The sequence below is a fragment of the Citrobacter meridianamericanus genome, from assembly GCF_041320245.1.
GTDB classification, from domain to species: domain Bacteria; phylum Pseudomonadota; class Gammaproteobacteria; order Enterobacterales; family Enterobacteriaceae; genus Citrobacter; species Citrobacter meridianamericanus.
In genome coordinates this window covers 836,493-856,461 of sequence record NZ_CP101036.1, presented here as the reverse complement: position 1 = coordinate 856,461, position 19,969 = coordinate 836,493, and the positions used below count along the sequence as shown (strand labels likewise).

The window sequence follows — 19,969 nt, the reverse complement described above, 5'->3', positions numbered from 1 at the left end:
GTTTAAATAAGCAATTCGAATTGATCGTCAGAAACTGTGCAGTCCAAGGAAATCGACAATCGGGTTGAAATAATCTTCGAAGCCCGTGAATGCGTGGTTTCCGCCCTCAATAACTGTCTGACGGCAGGAGGCGTAATACGCCACCGCCTGGCGGTAGTCCAACACTTCATCGCCCGTTTGTTGAAGCAGCCAGATCAAATCCGGCGCTTCCAGCGGGTCAATCTGCATGACTTTAAGATCGTAAATATGGCGTGACTCTAGCACATATTGCTGCCCCGTGTAGGGGTTCTCGTTTTGACCGAGATAGTCGACCAGTAGTTCATAAGGCCGTACAGCGGGGTTCACCACCACGGCTGGCAGCATAAAACATTGCGACAGCCAGGTGGCGTAATAGCCGCCCAACGAAGAGCCGACAATACCCAACGACTCTCCGCCATGTTCAAGAATGATCGATTCCAGCATCTCTGCAGCCTGGGCCGGATACGGTGGTAGCTGCGGCACGATCATCTCTACGTGCGGATGATGCTCCGCCAGCCAGTTTTTCAGTAAGCACGCCTTCGCCGAACGAGGAGAACTGTTAAATCCGTGAAGATAGAGAAGCGTAGACATCAGTAGCCTTCTGAAGCGGTATCAGGGTGGAAACGATTACCCTGCAGACGGCGAACCTGAGTCTGCAACGTCCCGTCAGCAAAAAGCTCCAACGTCCGCCAGCCGGGGCTGATGGTATCTAACGTGAAGTTGGAACAATGCGGCTTAAACTGCACGCAGGTCGACGGCGTCGCCATCAGACGGCGTCCGTTCCAGTCCAGGTCCAGTTCCTGATGAATATGCCCGCACAGCAGATATTTCACGCGCGGATAGTTCACCAGTACGTTATCCAGCTCCGCGGCATTGCGCAGGCTATGCTGATCGAGCCAGCTGCAGCCCGCGGGCAGAGGATGGTGATGCAGAAGCAGCAAGGTATTGCGCTCAGGCGCATCGGCAAGTTTACGTTCCAACCATTCGAGCTGAAATTCGCTTAATTCACCGTGGGGAACGCCGAACACCTGGCTGTCGAGCAATAATATTTGCCACTGTTCGCCGATGAAAACGCGCTTGGCCGGAGAAATGCCCGCGTCCTGAAGCGCGCTGTACATTGCCGGCTGAAAATCATGATTACCCGGTAACCAAACGCAGGGCGCACAAAAGCTTGCGATGCCCTCAGCAAAATGCTGATAAGCCGCAGCGGATTGATCCTGCGCCAAATCCCCCGTCGCGACGATCAGATCGTACTCAGGCGACTCTGCATGTATGGCATCCAGTACGGATTGATAGCTGTCCCAGGTGTTCACACCCAGCAGCGTTTCATGCTTTTCGGCAAACAGGTGAGTGTCTGTAATTTGTAAGATCCTGACTCTGGCCTCACCAGCCAAAGGAAGGGTTAACAGGCTTTCCAAATGGTGTCCTTAGGTTTCACGACGCTAATAAACCGGAATCGCCATCGCTCCATGTGCTAAACAGTACCGTAACCAGTCGGCCAGAAACTGATTAATTTGATGCTTTTCGTCGCGTTGATGCAACTTTTTATTTGGATAATCATACCGCGCTTTGAAGCGAAAGATCTGCTGACTTGAACACACTTCAGCCACCCTCGCGTCATGATACAGGCGCACGGTTAATGACGGCAGGCTCCAGTAAGTGACAGCCGGTGCCGTTTGTTCGATCGTGACAAGCGTAGTGTATCGGGTCGATTCCACGATCGTTAACCGATATTGTGCGTTTGCTACCTGATAGCTCACTGTTTCACCGGCTGCGTCATTACGCGGCAGCAGGCGGCGCAATTGCGAATAATTGGTTTCGCACAGGCGCATCATTTCAGGGAAGTCAGGTGTGTAACGCTTCATTTTTTCCACTCAGTTTTTAACTCTTGATAGTGCAGCTGTAACCATTGCAAGGCGATGACAGAAGCCGCGTTGTCGATTCTCCCCTCTTCTACCCATTGATAAGCCTGCTCCCGGCTCACCACATGAACACGAATATCTTCGTTTTCATCAGCCAGACCATGAATTCCGCTCGCGGTCGTGGCGTCCACTTCGCCAACTAAAATAGACAGGCGCTCACTGGTACCACCTGGGCTTGCCAGATAGCTCAGAACGGGTTTCGTGCGTTTAACTTCCAGCCCGGCTTCTTCCATCGCTTCACGACGGGCCACATCCTCAACGGTTTCGCCCTCTTCGATCATGCCGGCCACCATTTCCAGTAGCCACGGGCTTTCGCTGGTATCAAACGCCGCAATACGGATCTGCTCGACCAGTACAACTTCGTCCCGCTCAGGGTCAAAGGGTAGCAAGACTGCCGCGTGTCCGCGCTCAAAAATTTCGCGCTTTACTTCACCGCTCATACCGCCGTTAAACAGGCGATGACGGAACCGATAAAGATCCAGTGAAAAAAAACCGCGGTATAGCGTTTCTCGTGCAATAATTTCTACATCATTTTTAGTGAAAGTCATTGGCAAGTTGTCTGGTTTACGCATTGTTCTGTCCTGAAACCAATAGTGATTAAAATGTGAATTTCAAGGTAGTTTGACTGATGTTTGAACGCCCTTGTGTTAAATTGATGCAAATTAACGCCGTATGGCACGTAACGCCAACTTTTTGCAGTGGCAGATTCTGCTAGAATCAGCAAATATTTTTATAATTTGATCAGCGCTAAATACTGCTTCACAACAAGGAATGCAAATGAAGAAATTGCTCCCCATCCTTATCGGCCTGAGCCTGTCGGGGTTCAGTACTTTGAGCCAGGCAGAAAACCTGATGCAGGTTTATCAGCAAGCACGCCTGAGCAACCCGGAATTGCGTAAATCGGCCGCCGATCGCGATGCTGCATTCGAAAAAATTAACGAAGCGCGTAGCCCATTACTGCCGCAACTGGGTTTAGGTGCCGATTACACCTACAGCAATGGCTACCGTGATGCAAACGGCGTCAACTCCAACGCTACCAGCGCGTCATTACAATTGACTCAGACGCTGTTCGACATGTCTAAATGGCGTGCCCTGACGCTGCAAGAAAAATCAGCGGGCATCCAGGACGTGACGTACCAGACCGATCAGCAAACGCTGATCCTGAATACCGCCACCGCTTATTTTAACGTACTGAACGCGATTGACGTGCTGTCGTACACCCAGGCACAGAAAGATGCGGTTTATCGTCAGTTAGATCAGACCACTCAGCGTTTTAACGTTGGCCTGGTCGCCATCACTGACGTACAAAACGCCCGCTCACAATACGATACCGTATTAGCGAATGAAGTGACTGCACGTAACAATCTGGATAACGCGGTAGAACAGCTGCGTCAGGTGACCGGTAACTACTACCCGGAACTGGCTTCGCTGAACGTTGATGGCTTTAAAACCAACAAACCGCAGGCGGTGAATGCGCTACTGAAAGAAGCGGAAAACCGCAACCTGACCTTATTGCAGGCACGTTTGAGCCAGGATCTGGCGCGCGAACAGATTCGTCAGGCGCAGGACGGTCATTTACCAACGCTGGATTTAACCGCCTCTACCGGCGTGTCTGACACCTCTTATAGTGGATCTAAAACCCGTGGTGCAACCGGCTCCCAGTATGACGACAGCAACATGGGTCAGAACAAAATCGGCCTGAGTTTCTCGCTGCCACTGTACCAGGGCGGAATGGTTAACTCGCAGGTGAAACAAGCGCAGTACAACTTTGTTGGCGCGAGTGAACAACTGGAAAGCGCGCACCGTAGCGTGGTGCAGACCGTTCGTTCTTCATTCAACAACATTAATGCCTCCATTAGTAGCATTAACGCGTACAAACAAGCGGTTGTCTCTGCCCAAAGCTCATTGGATGCGATGGAAGCCGGTTATTCCGTAGGTACACGTACCATTGTAGATGTGTTGGATGCCACCACCACGCTGTACAACGCCAAACAACAATTGGCTAATGCGCGTTATACCTATCTTATCAACCAGCTAAACGTCAAATCTGCGCTCGGTACGCTGAACGAGCAGGATCTGGTGGCGCTGAACAATACGCTGGGTAAACCGGTATCCACAACGCCGGATACCGTGGCACCGCAAAATCCTCAACAAGATGCCGCCGTGAATGACTATAACGGCACTGGCAATCTGCCTGCGGCTCAGCCGACGGCTGCACGTTCAACCAGCAGCAACGGTAACAACCCGTTCCGTAATTGATGCTGAAGACGGGGCTTCGGCCCCGTCTGAACGTAAGGCAACGTAAAGATCCGCCTCTTCCTGCGCATTCTCGCCTCTTCCCGCTTCAATTTCGACCAGTCATCCTCTATCCTGAGCATTATTTACTGTGTTTACCACTGGGTCCTGGAAGACAAAAATGAAACGGACAAAATCGATACATCACGCCTCGTTCCGCAAAAGCTGGAGCGCGCGCCACCTGACTCCTGTCGCCCTGGCAGTTACCGCAGTGTTTATGCTCGCGGGCTGTGAAAAGAGTGACGAAACGGTTTCGCTTTATCAAAATGCGGACGACTGCTCTGCGGCTAATCCGGGTAAAAGCGCTGAATGTACCACCGCGTTTAACAACGCGCTGAAAGAAGCCGAACGCACCGCGCCAAAATACGCCACTCGCGAAGACTGTATTGCTGAATTCGGCGAAGGCCAGTGCCAGCAGGCACCTGCGCAAGCAGGCATGGCGCCGACCGGTGAAGGCCAGGCTCAGGCGCAGAACCAAAGCAGCGGCAGCTTCTGGATGCCGCTGATGGCCGGCTACATGATGGGCCGACTGATGGGCGGCGGAATGGGCGCTCAGCAACCGCTGTTCAGCTCGAAAAACCCAGCCAGCCCTGCATACGGCAAATATACTGACGCCAGCGGCAAAAACTACGGTGCAGCAACGCCGGGTCGCACCATGACCGTACCCAAAACTGCCATGGCGCCGAAACCAGCCACCACCTCTACCGTAACCCGCGGCGGATTTGGTGAATCAGTCGCTAAACAAAGCACCATGCAGCGTAGCGCAAGCGGTACTACCACACGTTCAATGGGTGGCTGATCGTCATGGAAAGAGTCAGTATTGTCGAGCGCCCGGACTGGCGCGATAAGGCCACCGAATACGGTTTCAACTTTCACACCATGTACGGCGAGCCGTACTGGTGTGAAGACGCATACTATAAGCTGACGCTTGCTCAGGTCGAAAAGCTGGAAGAGGTCACCGCTGAGCTGCATCAGATGTGCCTCAAGGTGGTTGAAAAGGTCATTGCCAGCGACGAGCTGATGACCAAATTTCGCATTCCGAAGCATACCTGGGGCTTTGTCCGTCAGTCCTGGCTGACACAGCAACCGTCGCTCTATTCCCGCCTCGATCTGGCGTGGGATGGAACCGGTGAACCTAAGCTTTTAGAAAACAACGCCGATACGCCCACCTCGCTGTACGAAGCTGCATTTTTCCAATGGATTTGGCTGGAAGATCAGCTCAATGCAGGCAATTTGCCGGAAGGCAGCGATCAGTTCAACAGTCTGCAGGAAAAGCTGATCGAGCGCTTCACCGCACTGCGTGAGCAATATGGTTTTCAGTTGCTACATCTGACCTGTTGTCGCGATACCGTTGAAGATCGCGGAACGATCCAGTATCTGCAGGATTGCGCTGCCGAAGCAGAAATCGCCACTGAATTCCTTTATGTTGAAGATATTGGTCTTGGTGAAAAAGGTCAGTTCACGGATTTAGAGGATCAGGTGATTGCCAACCTGTTTAAGCTCTATCCGTGGGAATTTATGCTGCGCGAGATGTTCTCCACTAAGCTGGAAGATGCTGGCGTCCGCTGGCTGGAACCGGCCTGGAAGAGCATTATCTCCAACAAAGCGTTGTTACCGCTGCTGTGGGAAATGTTCCCGAACCATCCGAATCTTCTGCCGGCGTACTTCGCCGAAGACGACTATCCGCAGATGGAGAAATTCGTCGTGAAACCGATCTTCTCGCGTGAAGGCGCTAACGTGTCGATCGTTGAGAACGGTAAAACGATCGAAGCGGTGGAAGGTCCGTACGGTGAAGAGGGAATGATCGTGCAGCAGTTCCATCAGCTACCGAAGTTCGGCGACAGCTACATGCTGATCGGCAGTTGGCTAATCAACGATCAACCTGCAGGTATCGGCATTCGCGAAGACCGCGCGCTGATCACACAGGATCTTTCCCGTTTCTATCCGCATATTTTTGTCGAGTAATTCGCTGTGCCCGGTATCGCTAATGCATACCGGGCCTATGTTTTTATCCCACCTGCACTGACAACATACTCAGGCTACCCATCTCAATCCCATCAACAGGAATAGTCACTGGCTCTTTGCCATCCCACGCGCCGAGTACATACAGCAGCGGCAGATAGTGGTCCGCCGTTGGATTCGACAGCGATCCACCTTCATGATCGAGATAGTTCACCAGCGGGTGCTGTTCAACCGGTCCCTGCCATGTCAGGTTTGCCTTAACATAATCGTTGAATGAGGTCGCCCACGGATACGGTGTATTCTCGCCGTGCCAGCGTGCTGTGCGCAGGTTATGCACCACGTTACCGCTGGCCACCAGCATAATACCTTCATCGCGCAGCGCTGCCAGCTTACGACCCATTTCGAAATGCCAGGCCGCCGGTTTTGTACTATCAATGCTTAACTGCACCATCGGGATGTCGGCATTCGGGTACATCTTGATCAGCACGCCCCATGAACCGTGGTCAAAACCCCACGCCTCTTTGTCTAACGCGACGGGCACAGGAGCAAGTAAATCAACCAGGTGCTGCGCAAGTTCTGGCGAGCCCGATGCCGGGTAATGTGTGTCATACAGCGCCTGCGGAAAACCACCGAAATCGTGGATCGTTTTAGGTGCTTCCATCGCGGTTACACCAGTGCCGCGCGTAAACCAGTGCGCTGAGACTACCACGATGGCTTTCGGACGTGGCAACGTTTCCCCCAGTTGCTGCCAGGCACGGGTATAAACGTTATCTTCCAGAACATTCATCGGGCTGCCGTGGCCCAAAAACAATGCTGGCATACGAGTTGAAGACATGATGATATCCTTACTGAGGGAGTCATTTTGATACCATCACAATACGCTTATTCGGTTGATGAAGAACTCAGATAACCATGATGAAGATCATCAGTTATTTTGACGATCTGGCCCGAAAGGTAGATTGATAAGGAGTTTGATTTGTCGATGTCAGTACCTTTACTTCTGACTTTACTGGCAGGTGCCGCTACGTTTATTGGCGCATTTCTCGGTGTGTTAGGGCAAAAGCCCTCCAACCGCGTTCTCGCCTTTTCTTTAGGCTTCGCCGCCGGGATAATGTTACTGATCTCCCTGATGGAGATGCTACCCGCCGCTCTGGCTGCTGAAGGCATGTCGCCAGTTTTGGGCTACGGGATGTTTATCTTTGGCTTGCTGGGCTATTTTGGCCTGGATCGTCTATTGCCACACGCCCACCCTCAGGATCTGGTACAGAAAACAAAGCAACCTCTACCCAGCTCCATTAAACGTACCGCTATTTTACTTACGCTCGGCATTAGCCTGCACAATTTCCCGGAAGGGATTGCGACTTTTGTTACCGCCAGCAGCAACCTCGAACTGGGGTTTGGCATTGCGCTTGCTGTCGCATTACATAATATACCTGAAGGTTTAGCCGTTGCCGGGCCCGTTTATGCCGCCACGGGTTCAAAACGTACCGCGATATTCTGGGCAGGGATCTCGGGAATGGCGGAAATACTGGGCGGCGTGCTGGCGTGGTTAATTCTGGGAAGTCTGATTTCACCGGTGGTAATGGCGGCAATAATGGCGGCGGTCGCCGGAATCATGGTGGCGCTGTCAGTCGATGAATTGATGCCACTGGCAAAAGAGATCGACCCAAATAATAATCCCAGCTATGGGGTCCTGTGCGGAATGTCGGTGATGGGGTTAAGTCTCGTCATCCTCCAGTCCATGGGAATCGGATAATCCAGAGGGCGGATGCCACCCTGCTATTTTACAGCATCCGCTCATCCATAGCAGAACGTGAAGGACTATTCCTGTTCCTTAATCACGCTGTTATCTTCTCCAGAACGACGGAAGAGTTTATTTCGCGCCTCAAGCAATGCGTCTCTGTCCTGTCGGAATGCCCGACAATAACGCTTCATATGGCAATAATAACCCAATGCAACGAGTGCAATTAATACGATCCAATACCAGGCAATAAACATTCTTTTACCCTTAACATTTAACATCATTAAACATTTAACGTTAAAATTTTACATAAGCTTATTCTGACATACCCCTATAGTGGCATATTTCAGAAACAAATATATGATTTCGATCATATAAACCAGCAGCTATGCCAATAGCGAAAATAGTTATAAAAAATAAAACTCTGTCGACGAGATCACACTAAGCAATAATAAACATTGTCCTTAAAATACCTCACTCATACTATCCAGAAAACAATAAAAATTAGATCTTGTAAAATAATACACTTCATCAATATTTATATACCCACAATAAAAGTGACATCAGTAGTACCTTTTTCATTTTTAGCCATACCTTAAAAACATAATATATTCATTGAGATTATTTTTATAGGTAATATAAGGAGATATATCCATGTTTAGGCAATATCGAAAAACACTTCTCGCAGGCACTCTGGCACTGACGTTTGGATTAACAGTTGGAAATTCCTTTGCCGCGGGTTTTCAATCCGCCAACCCGCAGGGAATCTGGGCGCAATAGTCGTTGATCTTTATGGAAACGCCCCACTTACCGCACTGGTTGAATTAGACAGTCACGTTATTTCAGATGTTAAAGTCACCGTTCATGGCAAAGGCGAGAAAGGAGTTCCTGTTACTTATACTGTTTGCAAAGAATCATTAGCAACCTATGACGGCGTGCCTATTTTTGGTCTTTATCAAAAGTTTGCTAATAAGGTCACCGTAGAATATAAAGAAAATGGCAAAGCCATGAAGGATGATTATGTGGTGCAAACGTCCGCCATCGTTAATCACTACATGGATAATCGTTCTGTTTCCGATTTACAGCAAACGAAAGTTATTAAGGTAGCGCCTGGTTTTAAAGATCGTCTCTATCTGGTGAATACCCATACCTTCACGGCACAAGGGGCGGAATTCCACTGGCATGGCGAAAAAGATAAAAATGCCGGCATTCTGGATGCGGGTCCTGCGGGCGGGCATTACCCTTTGACATTGCCCCCTTCACCTTTATCGTCGATACGGAAGGTGAATATCGTTGGTGGCTGGATCAAGATACCTTTTACAATGGCCATGACATGGATATCAATAAGCGCGGTTACTTGATGGGTATCCGGGAAACGCCGCGCGGCACCTTCACAGCCGTTCAGGGTCAGCATTGGTACGAATTCGATATGATGGGGCAGATTCTGGCCGATCATAAGCTACCGCGCGGCTTCCTCGGCGCGTCGCATGAATCGCTCGAAACAATCAACGACACCATGTTGCTTCGCGCGGGCAAACGCGATTATCGCAAAGAAGATGGCATCCATGTGCAAACTATCCGCGATCAGATAATTGAAGTAGACAAGTCAGGTCGTGTGGTTGACGTATGGGATCTGACAAAAATACTCGATCCGATGCGTGATGCGCTTCTGGGTGCACTGGACGCAAGCGCGGTAGCGTCAACGTTGACCTCGCTCATGCCGGTCAACAGGCGAAACTTGAGCCAGATACTCCTTACGGTGACGCCCTCGGAGTGGGTGCGGGTCGTAACTGGCGCACGTTAACTCCATTGCCTATGATGCCAAAGATGACTCCATTATTATCTCTTCCCGCCATCAGGGCGTCGTCAAAATCGGTCGCGATAAACAGGTGAAATGGATCCTCGCTCCGTCGAAAGGCTGGAATAAGGCGCTGGCAAGCAAGCTGTCAAAACCGATTGATAGTAAAGGCAATGCGCTAAAATGTGACGAAAACGGCAAGTGTGAAAACACCGATTTCGATTTTACTTATACACAGCACACCGCATGGCTCTCGAGCAAAGGAACATTAACCATCTTTGACAACGGCGATGGTCGTGGGCTCGAACAACCGGCATTGCCGACGATGAAATACTCTCGTTTCGTCGAATATAAAGTTGACGAGAAAAAAGGTACCGTTCAGCAAATCTGGGAATACGGCAAAGAGCGCAGTTACGATTTCTATAGTCCCATCACCTCGGTTATCGAATATCAGAAAGACCGTGACACTATGGTACGCAAACGTGATTTATCGATCTATACCAACAGTCTGAAGGCTGGTATCTGCTTCCACCGTGGCATTTTATGAACATGGCACAGGCTTGCTTACTGGCCTTTGGCCTATGTTTGCTGCTGTTGGTGATAATGAGCTGTGCCTGGACTTTAAAAATGACCAGAATCAAATAATTAGAATGCTAATACTAAAGCAGAGGTCTGCATCCAGACTTCTGCTTTTCTCACATTAGCTATACAATTCAATTGGTATTACCCCTTTCGAATTAAAAACATTCCAAATTTATCTTCTCTTAACATCAATGATAATTTTTCCATATTGATATATTCTGATTTTAAGAAAAATAGTGCATTCAGCTCACAGTTTTAAAGAAATATCTTTCTGCTTCTGGTACAAGAAAACATAATAAAACCTCACACATTCCGATTTTTAGCACTAAAGCAAATATAATATTAAATTTATATATATTTAAATTTAATTAGTGGCGGGGCAAATTCTGAATTCAGTGCAAGCACGAACATCCAGGGAATACCTGATGATATAATTTTAAAAAAGGCGGCGTGCTTTGACTTGTATATCAAGGATATTTTCACCACTAAAGGAATGTATATGAAATCAGTAAATAAGGCGTTATTGGCTCTTACTATTGCCACATTAACCTCCAGCTATGCCTTCGCCGATGTTGACGGCGGTAGCGGCAAAATCACCTTCACCGGTACCGTTATCAACGCGCCATGCGCTATTCAACCTGACGATATTGATAAGCAGGTCGAATTGGGTGAAGTGCCTGCCTCCTACATTAATACTAACGGGCATTCTGATGCGGTAGATTCAAGCCTGCATTTGATCAATTGCAATCTGCCAAACTCGAACAATGGCAGCGACGTACCCGTGAGTAAAGTCGAAGTCACCTTCAACAGCGACAGCGTTACAACGGAAGACACCAGCCTGTTGAGCAATACCTTCGCCAGCGGCGCGCAGAATGTTGGCGTACGTCTGTTGGACAAATCAAGTACAAATATTACTCTGGGAACAGCCAAAAGCATTGATTTAATCTCCACCTCCGCAACCCAAATCCTTCCCTTTATGGCCTATATGCAAAAAATTGGCTCAACGGATGTCACCGTAGGTGCTGTCGCCGCAACGGCAACCTACAGACTCACTTATAAGTAGTCACGCAATGGTGGCCGGATGGCCACCATTTAACACTTGTAACGCTTGGGTATAGGTAAGGATTGCCATGAATACCTGCAAGATTGCGGCCTGCGGATGTGGGTTGCTGTTGTCATTTTCAGCTATGGCCGTCGAATTCAACCTGAACGTGCTGGATAAATCCATGCGTAACAGTGTTGATCTCTCGCTATTAAAAGATGATTCCGCAATAGCGCCAGGGAGCTACTTTGTTACCGTCGCTGTGAATAAAAACCAAATATCATCAGGCCGCCAGTTGACCTGGAAAAAACATGGCGAGAGCGTTGCCGTCTGCATTCCTTCTGACCTCGCCAGGCAACTGGGGTTGAAAGAAAAGATTTTAAATTCACTGCCAGTACACCACGATTGCATAGATTTTGCCGAATACAACGATATTGCCTTCAACTTAGATATGGCAAATCAACGCCTGGATATCAGTGTCCCCCAGGTTTTATTGGCATGGAAGTCAGAAAGCTGGATGCCCCCCTCAAGCTGGGATCATGGTGTGAACGGTCTGCTGTTCGACTACAACCTATTCGCCAGCACCTATCGCCCCGACACAGGTGGAAGCACAGAAAATCTAAACTCCTATGGCACCGCGGGCCTGAACATGGGTGCCTGGCGCTTACGCAGCGATTATCAGGTCAGCCAAAATCGCAGCGACGAAAATATCCAAACGACGCGAAGTATTTCGCGTACCTATCTTTTTCGCCCCCTCCCTACAATAGGAGCGAAACTCACGCTGGGCGAGACAGATTTAAGCTCCAATATCTTTGATGGCTTTTCCTATAATGGCGCATCTCTGGCCAGCGACGACCGTATGCTGCCGTGGGAATTACGTGGTTATGCCCCACAAATCAGCGGCATCGCGCAAACCAATGCCACAGTCACCGTTAGCCATTCCGGTCGCGTAATTTATCAAACCAAAGTTGCCCCTGGTCCCTTTGTTATTACCGATCTCAATCAATCGGTACAGGGAACGCTGGACGTGAAAATCACCGAAGAAGACGGCCGAACCAATACATTTCAGGTTTCTGCAGCCTCCACACCTTTCCTGACCCGCGAAGGGCAAGTTCGCTACAAAATCGCCGCGGGTCGTGCACGCCCGGACATCTCGCATCACGTGATTGATGACTCCTTCGTGAGTAGCGAAGCTTCATGGGGAATGCTGTCGAACACATCTCTCTATGGCGGGATCCTCGCTGCGGGCAACGATTATCGCTCAGCGGCAGTGGGTATTGGACAAAACATGCTTTGGCTGGGCGCGCTCTCATTTGACGTTACGCACTCCCGCAGTACTTTCGAGGACGGTCATGAAGAAAGTGGTCTCAGCTATCGTCTGAACTACAGTAAACGTTTTGATGCAACGAACAGCCAGATCTCACTCGCCGCCTACCGTTTTTCCGAACGTGAATTTCATAGTTATGCCAACTTTGTCGCCCATCAGTACAATGAAGCTGATACTCAGGACGAAAAGCAGACCGTAAGCATCGCCTTCAATCAGCCAATTGATCCTCTGCGGATGAATCTGTACGTCAGCGCACTGCGTCAGCAATGGTGGGATGGCGACAGCTCCACTACCGCATCGGTTACCGCCGGGTTTAATTTCGATATTGGCGACTGGAAAGGTTTATCACTGTCAACATCCTTCAGCACAACGCACTACGAGGAGAGTGATAACGATAAGCAAGTTTACGTTTCGCTCTCCGCTCCCTTCGACTTTGGTCGACGGTTGAATTATGACATGCGTAACAGTAGCAATACGACTAACACGCTCTCATGGAATGATTCATCCGATCCGTATAATACCTGGGGCGTATCCGCAGGAACCGCAACCGACAGGCCACATAACGGCGCGCAATTCAGAGGCAACTACCAGCATGTCACCCCCGCTGGCGAACTACAGTTCTCCGGAAGCTACGCGGCCAGCGACTATACTTCCGCCAGCGCAAGCTGGAGCGGTTCAATGACCGCAACAGGCAGCGGAATCGCGTTGCATCGTCGTAGCTTTGGCAATGAGCCCAGGGTCATGGTCGGGGCCGATGGCGTGGCCGACATTCCTGTACAGGGAGATAGCAACCGCACCAACAGTTTGGGCTATGCGGTGGTGCCAATGGTTTCCAGCTACCAGCCCTCAACCATCGCGGTCAATATGAACGATCTCCCTGACGGCGTGACCGTTGATGAAACGATCACCCGCCAAACCTGGACCGAAGGTGCCATTGGCTACAAAGGGCTGATATCCCGCGCTGGCAAAAATATTACCGTCGGCATCAGAATGGAAAATGGCGACTTCCCGCCGCTCGGCGCGATCGTGCGGCAGATTGAAAGCAATACCGAAGTGGGAATGGTCAGCGAAGATGGCCATGCGTGGCTTGGTGGTGTCGACAGTAGGCAGCAATTTACCTTGCAGTGGGGTGACAAACAGACCTGCACCATCGCATTACCGGACTCGCTGGATATCTCCATGCAAGGTCTGATTTTACCTTGTCATTAATTAAGGATGAAAAATGACATTATTCAAAGGATTAACAATAGTACTACTCGCCTTATCACTCACCTGCCAGGCGGCAATTCAGCCCGACAGAACGCGGATAATATTTAACGGCAACGAAAAAGCCAGCAGCCTGAAGCTCGAAAATCAGAGCAAGCAGTTGCCTTATCTGGCTTACTCATGGATTGAAGATGAAAAAGGAAATAAAGATGACACTTTTTTAGTTGCTCTACCACCAATCCAGCGGTTAAATCCCGGCGCAATTTCACAAGTGAGGATCGTTAAGCAGGATAAAGCGCGTTCACTGCCTCAGGATCGGGAATCGTTGTTTTATTTTAATGTCCGGGAAATTCCACCTGAGCCAGAAAATAAAGGTAGCAATGCCGTAGTACAAATGGCATTGCAATCCCGCATGAAATTGTTCTGGCGACCCGCGGCATTAAAGAAAAAACCGGGAGTCGAAGTCGAACATCAGCTTAAAATAAGTCAGCAGGGAAATACGCTGTTGGTCAATAATCCTACCGCCTACTACATTACGTTGGCTTTTTTTGGCAAAGACAGCAAAAGCCAATTGTCGGGCTTTAGCAGTAAGATGATTCCCCCTTTTTCCTCTGCCACATTAAATGCCGGCGGTTATAACGGAAATACATTCGCACTGGGATATATGGATGATTATGGCGGACTGCGCATGCTGAACGTGAAATGCTATGGTCAGTGCGATCTTATCGTGCCGGAGGCCAGAAAATGATCCGCACGCTACGGTTATTTCTGTTGTTAATATTCATCGCTATCCCTTTTCGTTCCGCGCTGGCGGTTCACTGCTATCTGGGAGCCTCCGGTGGTCCTGTTGAAGGTTATACCGCTATCGAGCCGTTTGCAGTCCCTAACAACGCTAAACCCGGGGACAAAATCTGGGAAAGCAACGATATAAAAATCCCCGTCTACTGCGATAACGCAACCTCCGAAAATGCTTATAGCAGCGAAAACGTCTACGCATGGGTCAACCCCTACACCTCAGTCAACGATACCTATTATCAACTGGGCGTCACCTATGAAGGCATTGATTATGACGCCACGCAAGGTGCGGTCAGCATTGATACGCACCAGTGCATTGATAATCAGAAGCTTAAGATCTATACCCCAGCGCAAATCAGAGCCAGTGGTTGGGAGCACTACCTTTGCTCAGGAAACGCGGACGATACGCACTACTCGAGAACGTTTGTGGCCCGTATGCGTCTGTACGTAAAAATCATATCCATGCCTCCCCACGACTACACCAGCAGTATCGGCGATTATATTCTGGTGCAGTTTGATGGCGTTGGCGGTATTAACGTTAGCCCGGATGCTGCCAATCTCAAATATCATGTTACGGGATTAGATCAAATCCGCGTACTGGACTGCAGCGTAAAATTCAACATTTTTCCGGAAAACCAAACCATCGATTTTGGCACCTTTAATAATATGGAAATTAACGCCAAAACCTTGACCAAAAGCTTTTCCATTAAGACAACCAAGAATCAGGGTGCAGAAAGCGGGTGTACCGACACGTTTAAAGTTTCGTCCTCATTTTATACGACAGAAGAATTGGCTGAGGATGATAAATCGTTAAGAATCGGTAATGGTTTGCAGTTAAAAATACGCAATATGGAAGATAATACCTTATCCACCTTTAACGCATACTCTGAATATGCCGAGTTTGACACAGAATTACTGACCAGAGAGAAAAGCTATCAGGCTGAATTAAGTCAGGTCACCGGCGACACCGTGAAGACTGGGCCATTTGAAACAGTAGTTTTATTTAAAATTAACTACAACTAAGCGTAAAAAAGCCGATGGCGTTGCATCGGCTTTTTGCTATTTCACCAGTTCGTCTTACAATTAGCTGGCTTTACGCTCGTGCGCTTGACGATAAGCCACTAAATCTTCGATAGTGACTACAGCCATATTGTGCTTGCCGGCAAACTCAATGCACTGTGGCGCACGCGCCATGGTGCCATCATCATTAGTCAATTCGCACAGCACACCTGCCGGTTTAAACCCTGCCAGCGTCATCAGGTCGATGGTCGCTTCAGTATGACCACCGCGGGTTAACACGCCACCAGCCTGAGCACGCAGCGGGAACACGTGCCCCGGACGGTTCAGGTCGGACGGTTTTGCACACTCTTTAACTGCCGCGCGAACCGTTGTAACACGGTCTGCAGCGGAAACGCCGGTGGTCACGCCTTCAGCGGCTTCAATGGTCACGGTAAAGCCGGTACCGTAAGCACTGGTGTTATTTTCAACCATCATTGGCAGATCGAGCTGTTTACGGCGGTCTTCGGTGATGCACAGGCAAACAATACCGCTTCCGTGACGGATGGTCAGCGCCATCTGTTCAACGGTCATGGTCTCTGCCGGGAAAATCATATCGCCTTCGTTTTCACGATCTTCGTCGTCAAGCACCATCACACCGCGTCCTTCACGCAGCGCAGACAGCGCATGTTCAACACGTTCGAAAGGCGTACCAAAAGAGGAAAGTAGCGTCTGATTCATGGTAAAAAAACCTCACTAAAATTATGGTTACCAGAATCAGGGCAGTCTTAGGAGTACCGTCTAAGCGGCAAAAAATAACGTGAGCGGGTCCATGCCCGACTGGATCGTTACTCTCTCCCATCCGGACTTTAACCGTCGGCCCCGGAATTACACCGGATCTGCTGACCTTTGAGTTTGCACTCAAAGCGCTCGCGGGCTTTCAACATCAGTTGATTTACCGCCGGTGGGGAATTTCGCCCCGCCCTGAGAATAAGCGCGTTAACTATAACGCTATTGATTACCTTCATCAACGCCTTTGCTCGGCTTAGCTTCACACAATTCTGGTTTATGCTTGTGCCAGTTCGCACTACAATATGCAGCAACACGTACCAGTTCAGGGAAACCACAATGATTGACCCGAAAAAAATTGAGCAGATTGCTCGTCAGGTTCATGAGTCGATGCCGAAAGGGATCCGCGAGTTTGGCGAAGACGTTGAGAAGAAAATTCGTCAAACGCTTCAGTCACAGCTGACCCGTCTGGATCTGGTAAGCCGTGAAGAGTTTGATGTACAGACTCAGGTTTTGCTGCGTACCCGTGAAAAGCTGGCGCTGCTTGAGCAACGTCTGACCGAGCTGGAATCGCGTGAAACAACGGCAGAAACTAAGCCTGCCCCCGCGATCCCGTCAGTCGATCCGCAAGAGTAAAAACGACAACGGGCCGCAAGGCCCGTTTTCTGTTAGTGTTCCAGTTCCAGCTTCCTGGCCTCCGTCGCCTGCTGGCAGTACAGCGCATAGCGTTTGCAAAACCAGCTACGGTGTTCTTCATCCATATTCCCAGTTATCGCCTGGATATCAACGGGATGGCCCTCAGCCTGCATCCTGGCAAAACTGCGGGCCAGGAAATCGAAATTGTTCATTGAATACATACTACTGTTCATGAGCATACCCTCCAGTTATTGAATATCTGCTAAGGCCATATGCTTTTTCTGATTTCAGTATTTCCCTGGATGCGAAGTTATTCTGCACATATTGTGCGCAAAAAAACCACCAGCTTCACAGTTTCCTACGAAATCTAAGAGGGGGGATGTGCCTCTTTTCGGATTCAAGACAAGGAGAACGCATGTTATTGTAACGTCATGTAAAAGTAAGAGGTAAAACCATTACTTTTGACACTATCAGGGAACGCGGTCGCAGGAGGAAGAAAGTTGGTTTTATTCACGGATTATAACGCCCCCTACCTGTTTGCTATTTCATTTGTCCTGCTGATTGGCTTACTGGAAGTCATCTCTCTTATTTTCGGGCATTTCCTTTCGGGTGCGCTTGATGCACATCTTGAACATTACGATGCCCTGACTTCCGGCAATATCGGCCAGGCGCTGCACTATTTGAATATCGGACGTATTCCCGCACTTATCGTGCTGTGTTTACTCGCAGGGTTCTTCGGACTCTTCGGCATCCTTCTTCAACATGGTTCGATCACGCTATGGCAAGTACCGCTCAGCAACCTACTGCTTGCTCCGGTGAGTTTTATTCTTGCCGTCTTTGCCGTGCATTACAGCGGAAAAATCATTGCTCCCTGGCTGCCGCGGGATGAAACCACCGCCCTCGCAGAAGATGAGTTTATCGGCTGCATGGCGATTATTACTGGACATTCCGCAAGTGCAGGAACCCCCTGCGAAGGCAAATTTACCGATAAGTTCGGGCAGACTCACTATGTGCTGCTGGAGCCTGAAGCAGGCCAAGAATTCAAAAAAGGAGACAAGGTGCTGATTATCTGCCGACTCTCCGCAACGCGTTACCTGGCCGAGCTAAACCCCTGGCCAAATGTTTTGTAATTTTTACTTTAAGGGAATAACACAATGGATGATGTTTTTGGCATGTTACCTTCATGGATGTTTACCGCCATTGTGGCGGTGGTCGTCTTATTAATTATCGGGATTATCTTTGCCCGCCTGTATCGCCGCGCGTCTGCTGAACAGGCGTTTGTACGTACCGGACTTGGCGGGCAAAAAGTGGTGATGAGCGGCGGCGCAATTGTCATGCCCATCTTCCACGAAATTATTCCTATCAACATGAACACCCTCAAACTTGAGGTGAGCCGTTCGACTGTCGACAGCCTCATCACCAAAGACCGTATGCGCGTGGATGTCGTCGTCGCCTTTTTCGTGCGTGTAAAACCGTCTGTTGAAGGGATTGCTACCGCCGCACAGACGCTGGGACAGCGAACGCTGTCACCAGAGGATTTACGTGTGCTAATAGAAGATAAGTTTGTCGATGCCCTGCGTGCCACTGCGTCGCAGATGACCATGCATGAACTGCAGGATACGCGTGAAAACTTCGTTCAGGGCGTACAAAATACCGTCGCGGAAGACCTGTCCAAAAACGGCCTGGAACTCGAGAGCGTTTCACTCACCAACTTTAACCAGACCGAAAAAGTCCATTTCAACCCGAATAACGCCTTTGATGCCGAGGGTCTGACCAAGCTGACCCAGGAAACAGAACGCCGTCGCCGCGAACGTAACGAAGTCGAGCAGGACGTTGAAGTTGCGGTGCGCGAGAAAAACCGTGATGCGCTGGCGCGCAAGCTGGAGATCGAGCAGCAGGAAGCCTTCATGACGCTTGAGCAGGAGCAGCAGGTGAAGACCCGCACGGCCGAGCAAAACGCCAAAATTGCCGCATTCGAAGCTGAACGTCATCGTGAAGCTGAGCAGACACGCATTCTTGCCGAACGCCAGATTCAGGAAACGGAAATCGAGCGCGAACAGGCGGTGCGATCAAGAAAAGTCGAGGCCGAGCGTGAAGTTCGCATCAAAGAGATCGAACAGCAGCAGGCAACGGAGATCGCCAACCAAACCAAGTCCATCGCTATTGCCGCCAAGTCCGAACAGCAGTCTCAGGCCGAAGCGCGTGCTAACGATGCCCTGGCCGAAGCGGTTCGCGCCCAGCAGAACGTAGAAACCACCCGCCAGACCGCAGAAGCGGATCGAGCCAAACAGGTTGCGCTGATCGCCGCTGCGCAGGATGCAGAAACCCAGGCGGTTGAACTGACCGTCCGGGCAAAAGCCGAAAAAGAAGCCGCAGAATTGCAGGCGGCAGCAATTGTTGAACTGGCCGAAGCGACGCGGAAAAAAGGTCTGGCGGAAGCCGAAGCCCAGCGTGCGCTCAACGATGCCATCAACGTGCTTTCCGACGAACAGACCAGCCTGAAATTTAAGCTGGCTCTGCTGCAGTCTCTGCCAGCGGTTATTGAGAAATCCGTTGAGCCAATGAAGTCTATCGACGGAATCAAGATTATTCAGGTTGATGGCCTGAATCGTGGCGGCGCCGTCGGTGAAGTAAGCGCAGGTAACGTAAGCAGTGGAAATTTGGCTGAGCAGGCATTATCAGCAGCTCTTGCCTATCGTACACAAGCGCCGCTGATTGATTCGCTGTTAAATGAAATTGGCTTATCCGGCGGTTCACTGTCGGCACTGGCCGAGCCGCTGAAATCTGTGGAAAGCAACGCTGTGACTCAGGAATAAACCGTAATAATGCCGGATAGTGTCGCTATCCGGCTATCAGGTCA

The 19,969-nt window shown here is 49.9% G+C and carries 21 protein-coding genes, 1 pseudogene and 1 riboswitch; of the genes and pseudogenes, 15 read left to right on the top strand and 7 right to left on the bottom strand.

Annotated elements, in window-relative coordinates:
• Window positions 1-27: 27 nt before the first annotated feature.
• From yqiA to nudF, 4 genes are read right to left on the bottom strand one after another with little or no spacing between them, the layout of a single operon-like run.
• Window positions 28-609 carry an esterase YqiA gene (gene yqiA / locus NMD08_RS04150; protein ID WP_003024575.1) on the bottom strand — a complete coding sequence of 194 codons (582 nt, stop codon included), beginning with the start codon at window positions 607-609 and terminating at the stop codon, window positions 28-30.
• The gene (gene cpdA / locus NMD08_RS04145; protein ID WP_286543440.1) at window positions 609-1,436 is read right to left on the bottom strand and encodes a 3',5'-cyclic-AMP phosphodiesterase; all 828 of its coding nucleotides are present in this window, start codon (window positions 1,434-1,436) and stop codon (window positions 609-611) included. The genes yqiA and cpdA overlap by 1 nt, the downstream gene beginning before the upstream one ends.
• Window positions 1,437-1,460: 24 nt before the next feature.
• Window positions 1,461-1,883: a DUF1249 family protein gene (locus NMD08_RS04140; RefSeq protein WP_151217734.1), complete on the bottom strand. Its 423-nt coding sequence runs from the start codon at window positions 1,881-1,883 to the stop codon at window positions 1,461-1,463.
• Window positions 1,880-2,512: an ADP-ribose diphosphatase gene (gene nudF / locus NMD08_RS04135; RefSeq protein WP_151217735.1), complete on the bottom strand. Its 633-nt coding sequence runs from the start codon at window positions 2,510-2,512 to the stop codon at window positions 1,880-1,882. Before nudF ends, NMD08_RS04140 begins: the two co-directional genes overlap by 4 nt.
• A 205-nt stretch (window positions 2,513-2,717) precedes the next feature.
• On the opposite strand from nudF, the gene tolC reads away from it, so the two are divergent.
• From tolC to NMD08_RS04120, 3 genes are all read left to right on the top strand, one after another.
• Entirely contained in the window at window positions 2,718-4,199 is a 1,482-nt protein-coding gene (tolC, locus tag NMD08_RS04130) for an outer membrane channel protein TolC (RefSeq protein WP_151217736.1), read from the top strand.
• A gap of 157 nt (window positions 4,200-4,356) precedes the next feature.
• Entirely contained in the window at window positions 4,357-5,034 is a 678-nt protein-coding gene (locus NMD08_RS04125) for a DUF1190 family protein (protein WP_003024591.1), read from the top strand.
• A 5-nt stretch (window positions 5,035-5,039) separates the two neighbouring features.
• Window positions 5,040-6,200 carry a glutathionylspermidine synthase family protein gene (locus NMD08_RS04120; RefSeq protein ID WP_151217737.1) on the top strand — a complete coding sequence of 387 codons (1,161 nt, stop codon included), beginning with the start codon at window positions 5,040-5,042 and terminating at the stop codon, window positions 6,198-6,200.
• A gap of 43 nt (window positions 6,201-6,243) precedes the next feature.
• Here NMD08_RS04120 and ygiD read toward each other — a convergent pair whose 3' ends face one another.
• Window positions 6,244-7,032 carry a 4,5-DOPA dioxygenase extradiol gene (gene ygiD / locus NMD08_RS04115; protein WP_370619583.1) on the bottom strand — a complete coding sequence of 263 codons (789 nt, stop codon included), beginning with the start codon at window positions 7,030-7,032 and terminating at the stop codon, window positions 6,244-6,246.
• 147 nt (window positions 7,033-7,179) lie between these two features.
• On the opposite strand from ygiD, the gene zupT reads away from it, so the two are divergent.
• The 9 genes and pseudogenes from zupT (at window position 7,180) to NMD08_RS04080 (ending at window position 15,711) form a co-directional block, all read left to right on the top strand.
• Window positions 7,180-7,953, top strand: coding sequence for a zinc transporter ZupT (zupT, locus tag NMD08_RS04110; RefSeq protein ID WP_151217739.1), 774 nt, complete (start codon window positions 7,180-7,182; stop codon window positions 7,951-7,953).
• 650 nt (window positions 7,954-8,603) lie between these two features.
• Window positions 8,604-9,299, top strand: coding sequence for an aryl-sulfate sulfotransferase N-terminal domain-containing protein (locus NMD08_RS28345; protein WP_373276873.1), 696 nt, complete (start codon window positions 8,604-8,606; stop codon window positions 9,297-9,299).
• On the top strand, window positions 9,188-9,742 hold the full coding sequence (locus NMD08_RS28340) for an aryl-sulfate sulfotransferase (RefSeq protein WP_373276872.1): 555 nt from the start codon (window positions 9,188-9,190) through the stop codon (window positions 9,740-9,742). Before NMD08_RS28345 ends, NMD08_RS28340 begins: the two co-directional genes overlap by 112 nt.
• Window positions 9,729-10,283, top strand: coding sequence for an aryl-sulfate sulfotransferase (locus NMD08_RS28335; protein WP_373276871.1), 555 nt, complete (start codon window positions 9,729-9,731; stop codon window positions 10,281-10,283). Before NMD08_RS28340 ends, NMD08_RS28335 begins: the two co-directional genes overlap by 14 nt.
• Window positions 10,223-10,381 (top strand): annotated as a pseudogene (locus NMD08_RS04100) (disulfide bond formation protein B); the annotation flags it as partial. The gene NMD08_RS28335 and the pseudogene NMD08_RS04100, both read left to right, overlap by 61 nt.
• Window positions 10,382-10,817: 436 nt before the next feature.
• Window positions 10,818-11,381: a fimbrial protein gene (locus NMD08_RS04095; protein WP_151217740.1), complete on the top strand. Its 564-nt coding sequence runs from the start codon at window positions 10,818-10,820 to the stop codon at window positions 11,379-11,381.
• Between the two features lie 67 nt (window positions 11,382-11,448).
• Entirely contained in the window at window positions 11,449-13,896 is a 2,448-nt protein-coding gene (locus NMD08_RS04090; protein WP_370619581.1) for a fimbria/pilus outer membrane usher protein, read from the top strand.
• A gap of 13 nt (window positions 13,897-13,909) precedes the next feature.
• Window positions 13,910-14,641, top strand: coding sequence for a molecular chaperone (locus tag NMD08_RS04085; protein ID WP_278238324.1), 732 nt, complete (start codon window positions 13,910-13,912; stop codon window positions 14,639-14,641).
• Window positions 14,638-15,711 carry a type 1 fimbrial protein gene (locus tag NMD08_RS04080; protein WP_187259018.1) on the top strand — a complete coding sequence of 358 codons (1,074 nt, stop codon included), beginning with the start codon at window positions 14,638-14,640 and terminating at the stop codon, window positions 15,709-15,711. Before NMD08_RS04085 ends, NMD08_RS04080 begins: the two co-directional genes overlap by 4 nt.
• A 60-nt stretch (window positions 15,712-15,771) precedes the next feature.
• Here the strand turns inward: NMD08_RS04080 and ribB are convergent, their stop codons facing one another.
• On the bottom strand, window positions 15,772-16,425 hold the full coding sequence (gene ribB, locus NMD08_RS04075) for a 3,4-dihydroxy-2-butanone-4-phosphate synthase (protein ID WP_370619579.1): 654 nt from the start codon (window positions 16,423-16,425) through the stop codon (window positions 15,772-15,774).
• A gap of 105 nt (window positions 16,426-16,530) precedes the next feature.
• Window positions 16,531-16,680, bottom strand: a riboswitch (FMN riboswitch).
• A gap of 132 nt (window positions 16,681-16,812) precedes the next feature.
• Here ribB and ubiK point away from each other — a divergent pair.
• Window positions 16,813-17,109, top strand: a complete 297-nt coding sequence (ubiK, locus tag NMD08_RS04070) for a ubiquinone biosynthesis accessory factor UbiK (RefSeq protein ID WP_151217743.1) — start codon at window positions 16,813-16,815, stop codon at window positions 17,107-17,109.
• 32 nt (window positions 17,110-17,141) lie between these two features.
• Here the strand turns inward: ubiK and glgS are convergent, their stop codons facing one another.
• Entirely contained in the window at window positions 17,142-17,348 is a 207-nt protein-coding gene (gene glgS, locus NMD08_RS04065; protein WP_086523459.1) for a cell surface composition regulator GlgS, read from the bottom strand.
• 261 nt (window positions 17,349-17,609) lie between these two features.
• On the opposite strand from glgS, the gene NMD08_RS04060 reads away from it, so the two are divergent.
• Both NMD08_RS04060 and NMD08_RS04055 read left to right on the top strand, forming a co-directional pair.
• The gene (locus NMD08_RS04060; RefSeq protein ID WP_151224363.1) at window positions 17,610-18,239 is read left to right on the top strand and encodes an OB-fold-containig protein; all 630 of its coding nucleotides are present in this window, start codon (window positions 17,610-17,612) and stop codon (window positions 18,237-18,239) included.
• A gap of 24 nt (window positions 18,240-18,263) precedes the next feature.
• Window positions 18,264-19,925 carry a flotillin family protein gene (locus tag NMD08_RS04055; protein ID WP_151217745.1) on the top strand — a complete coding sequence of 554 codons (1,662 nt, stop codon included), beginning with the start codon at window positions 18,264-18,266 and terminating at the stop codon, window positions 19,923-19,925.
• Window positions 19,926-19,969 lie beyond the last annotated feature (44 nt).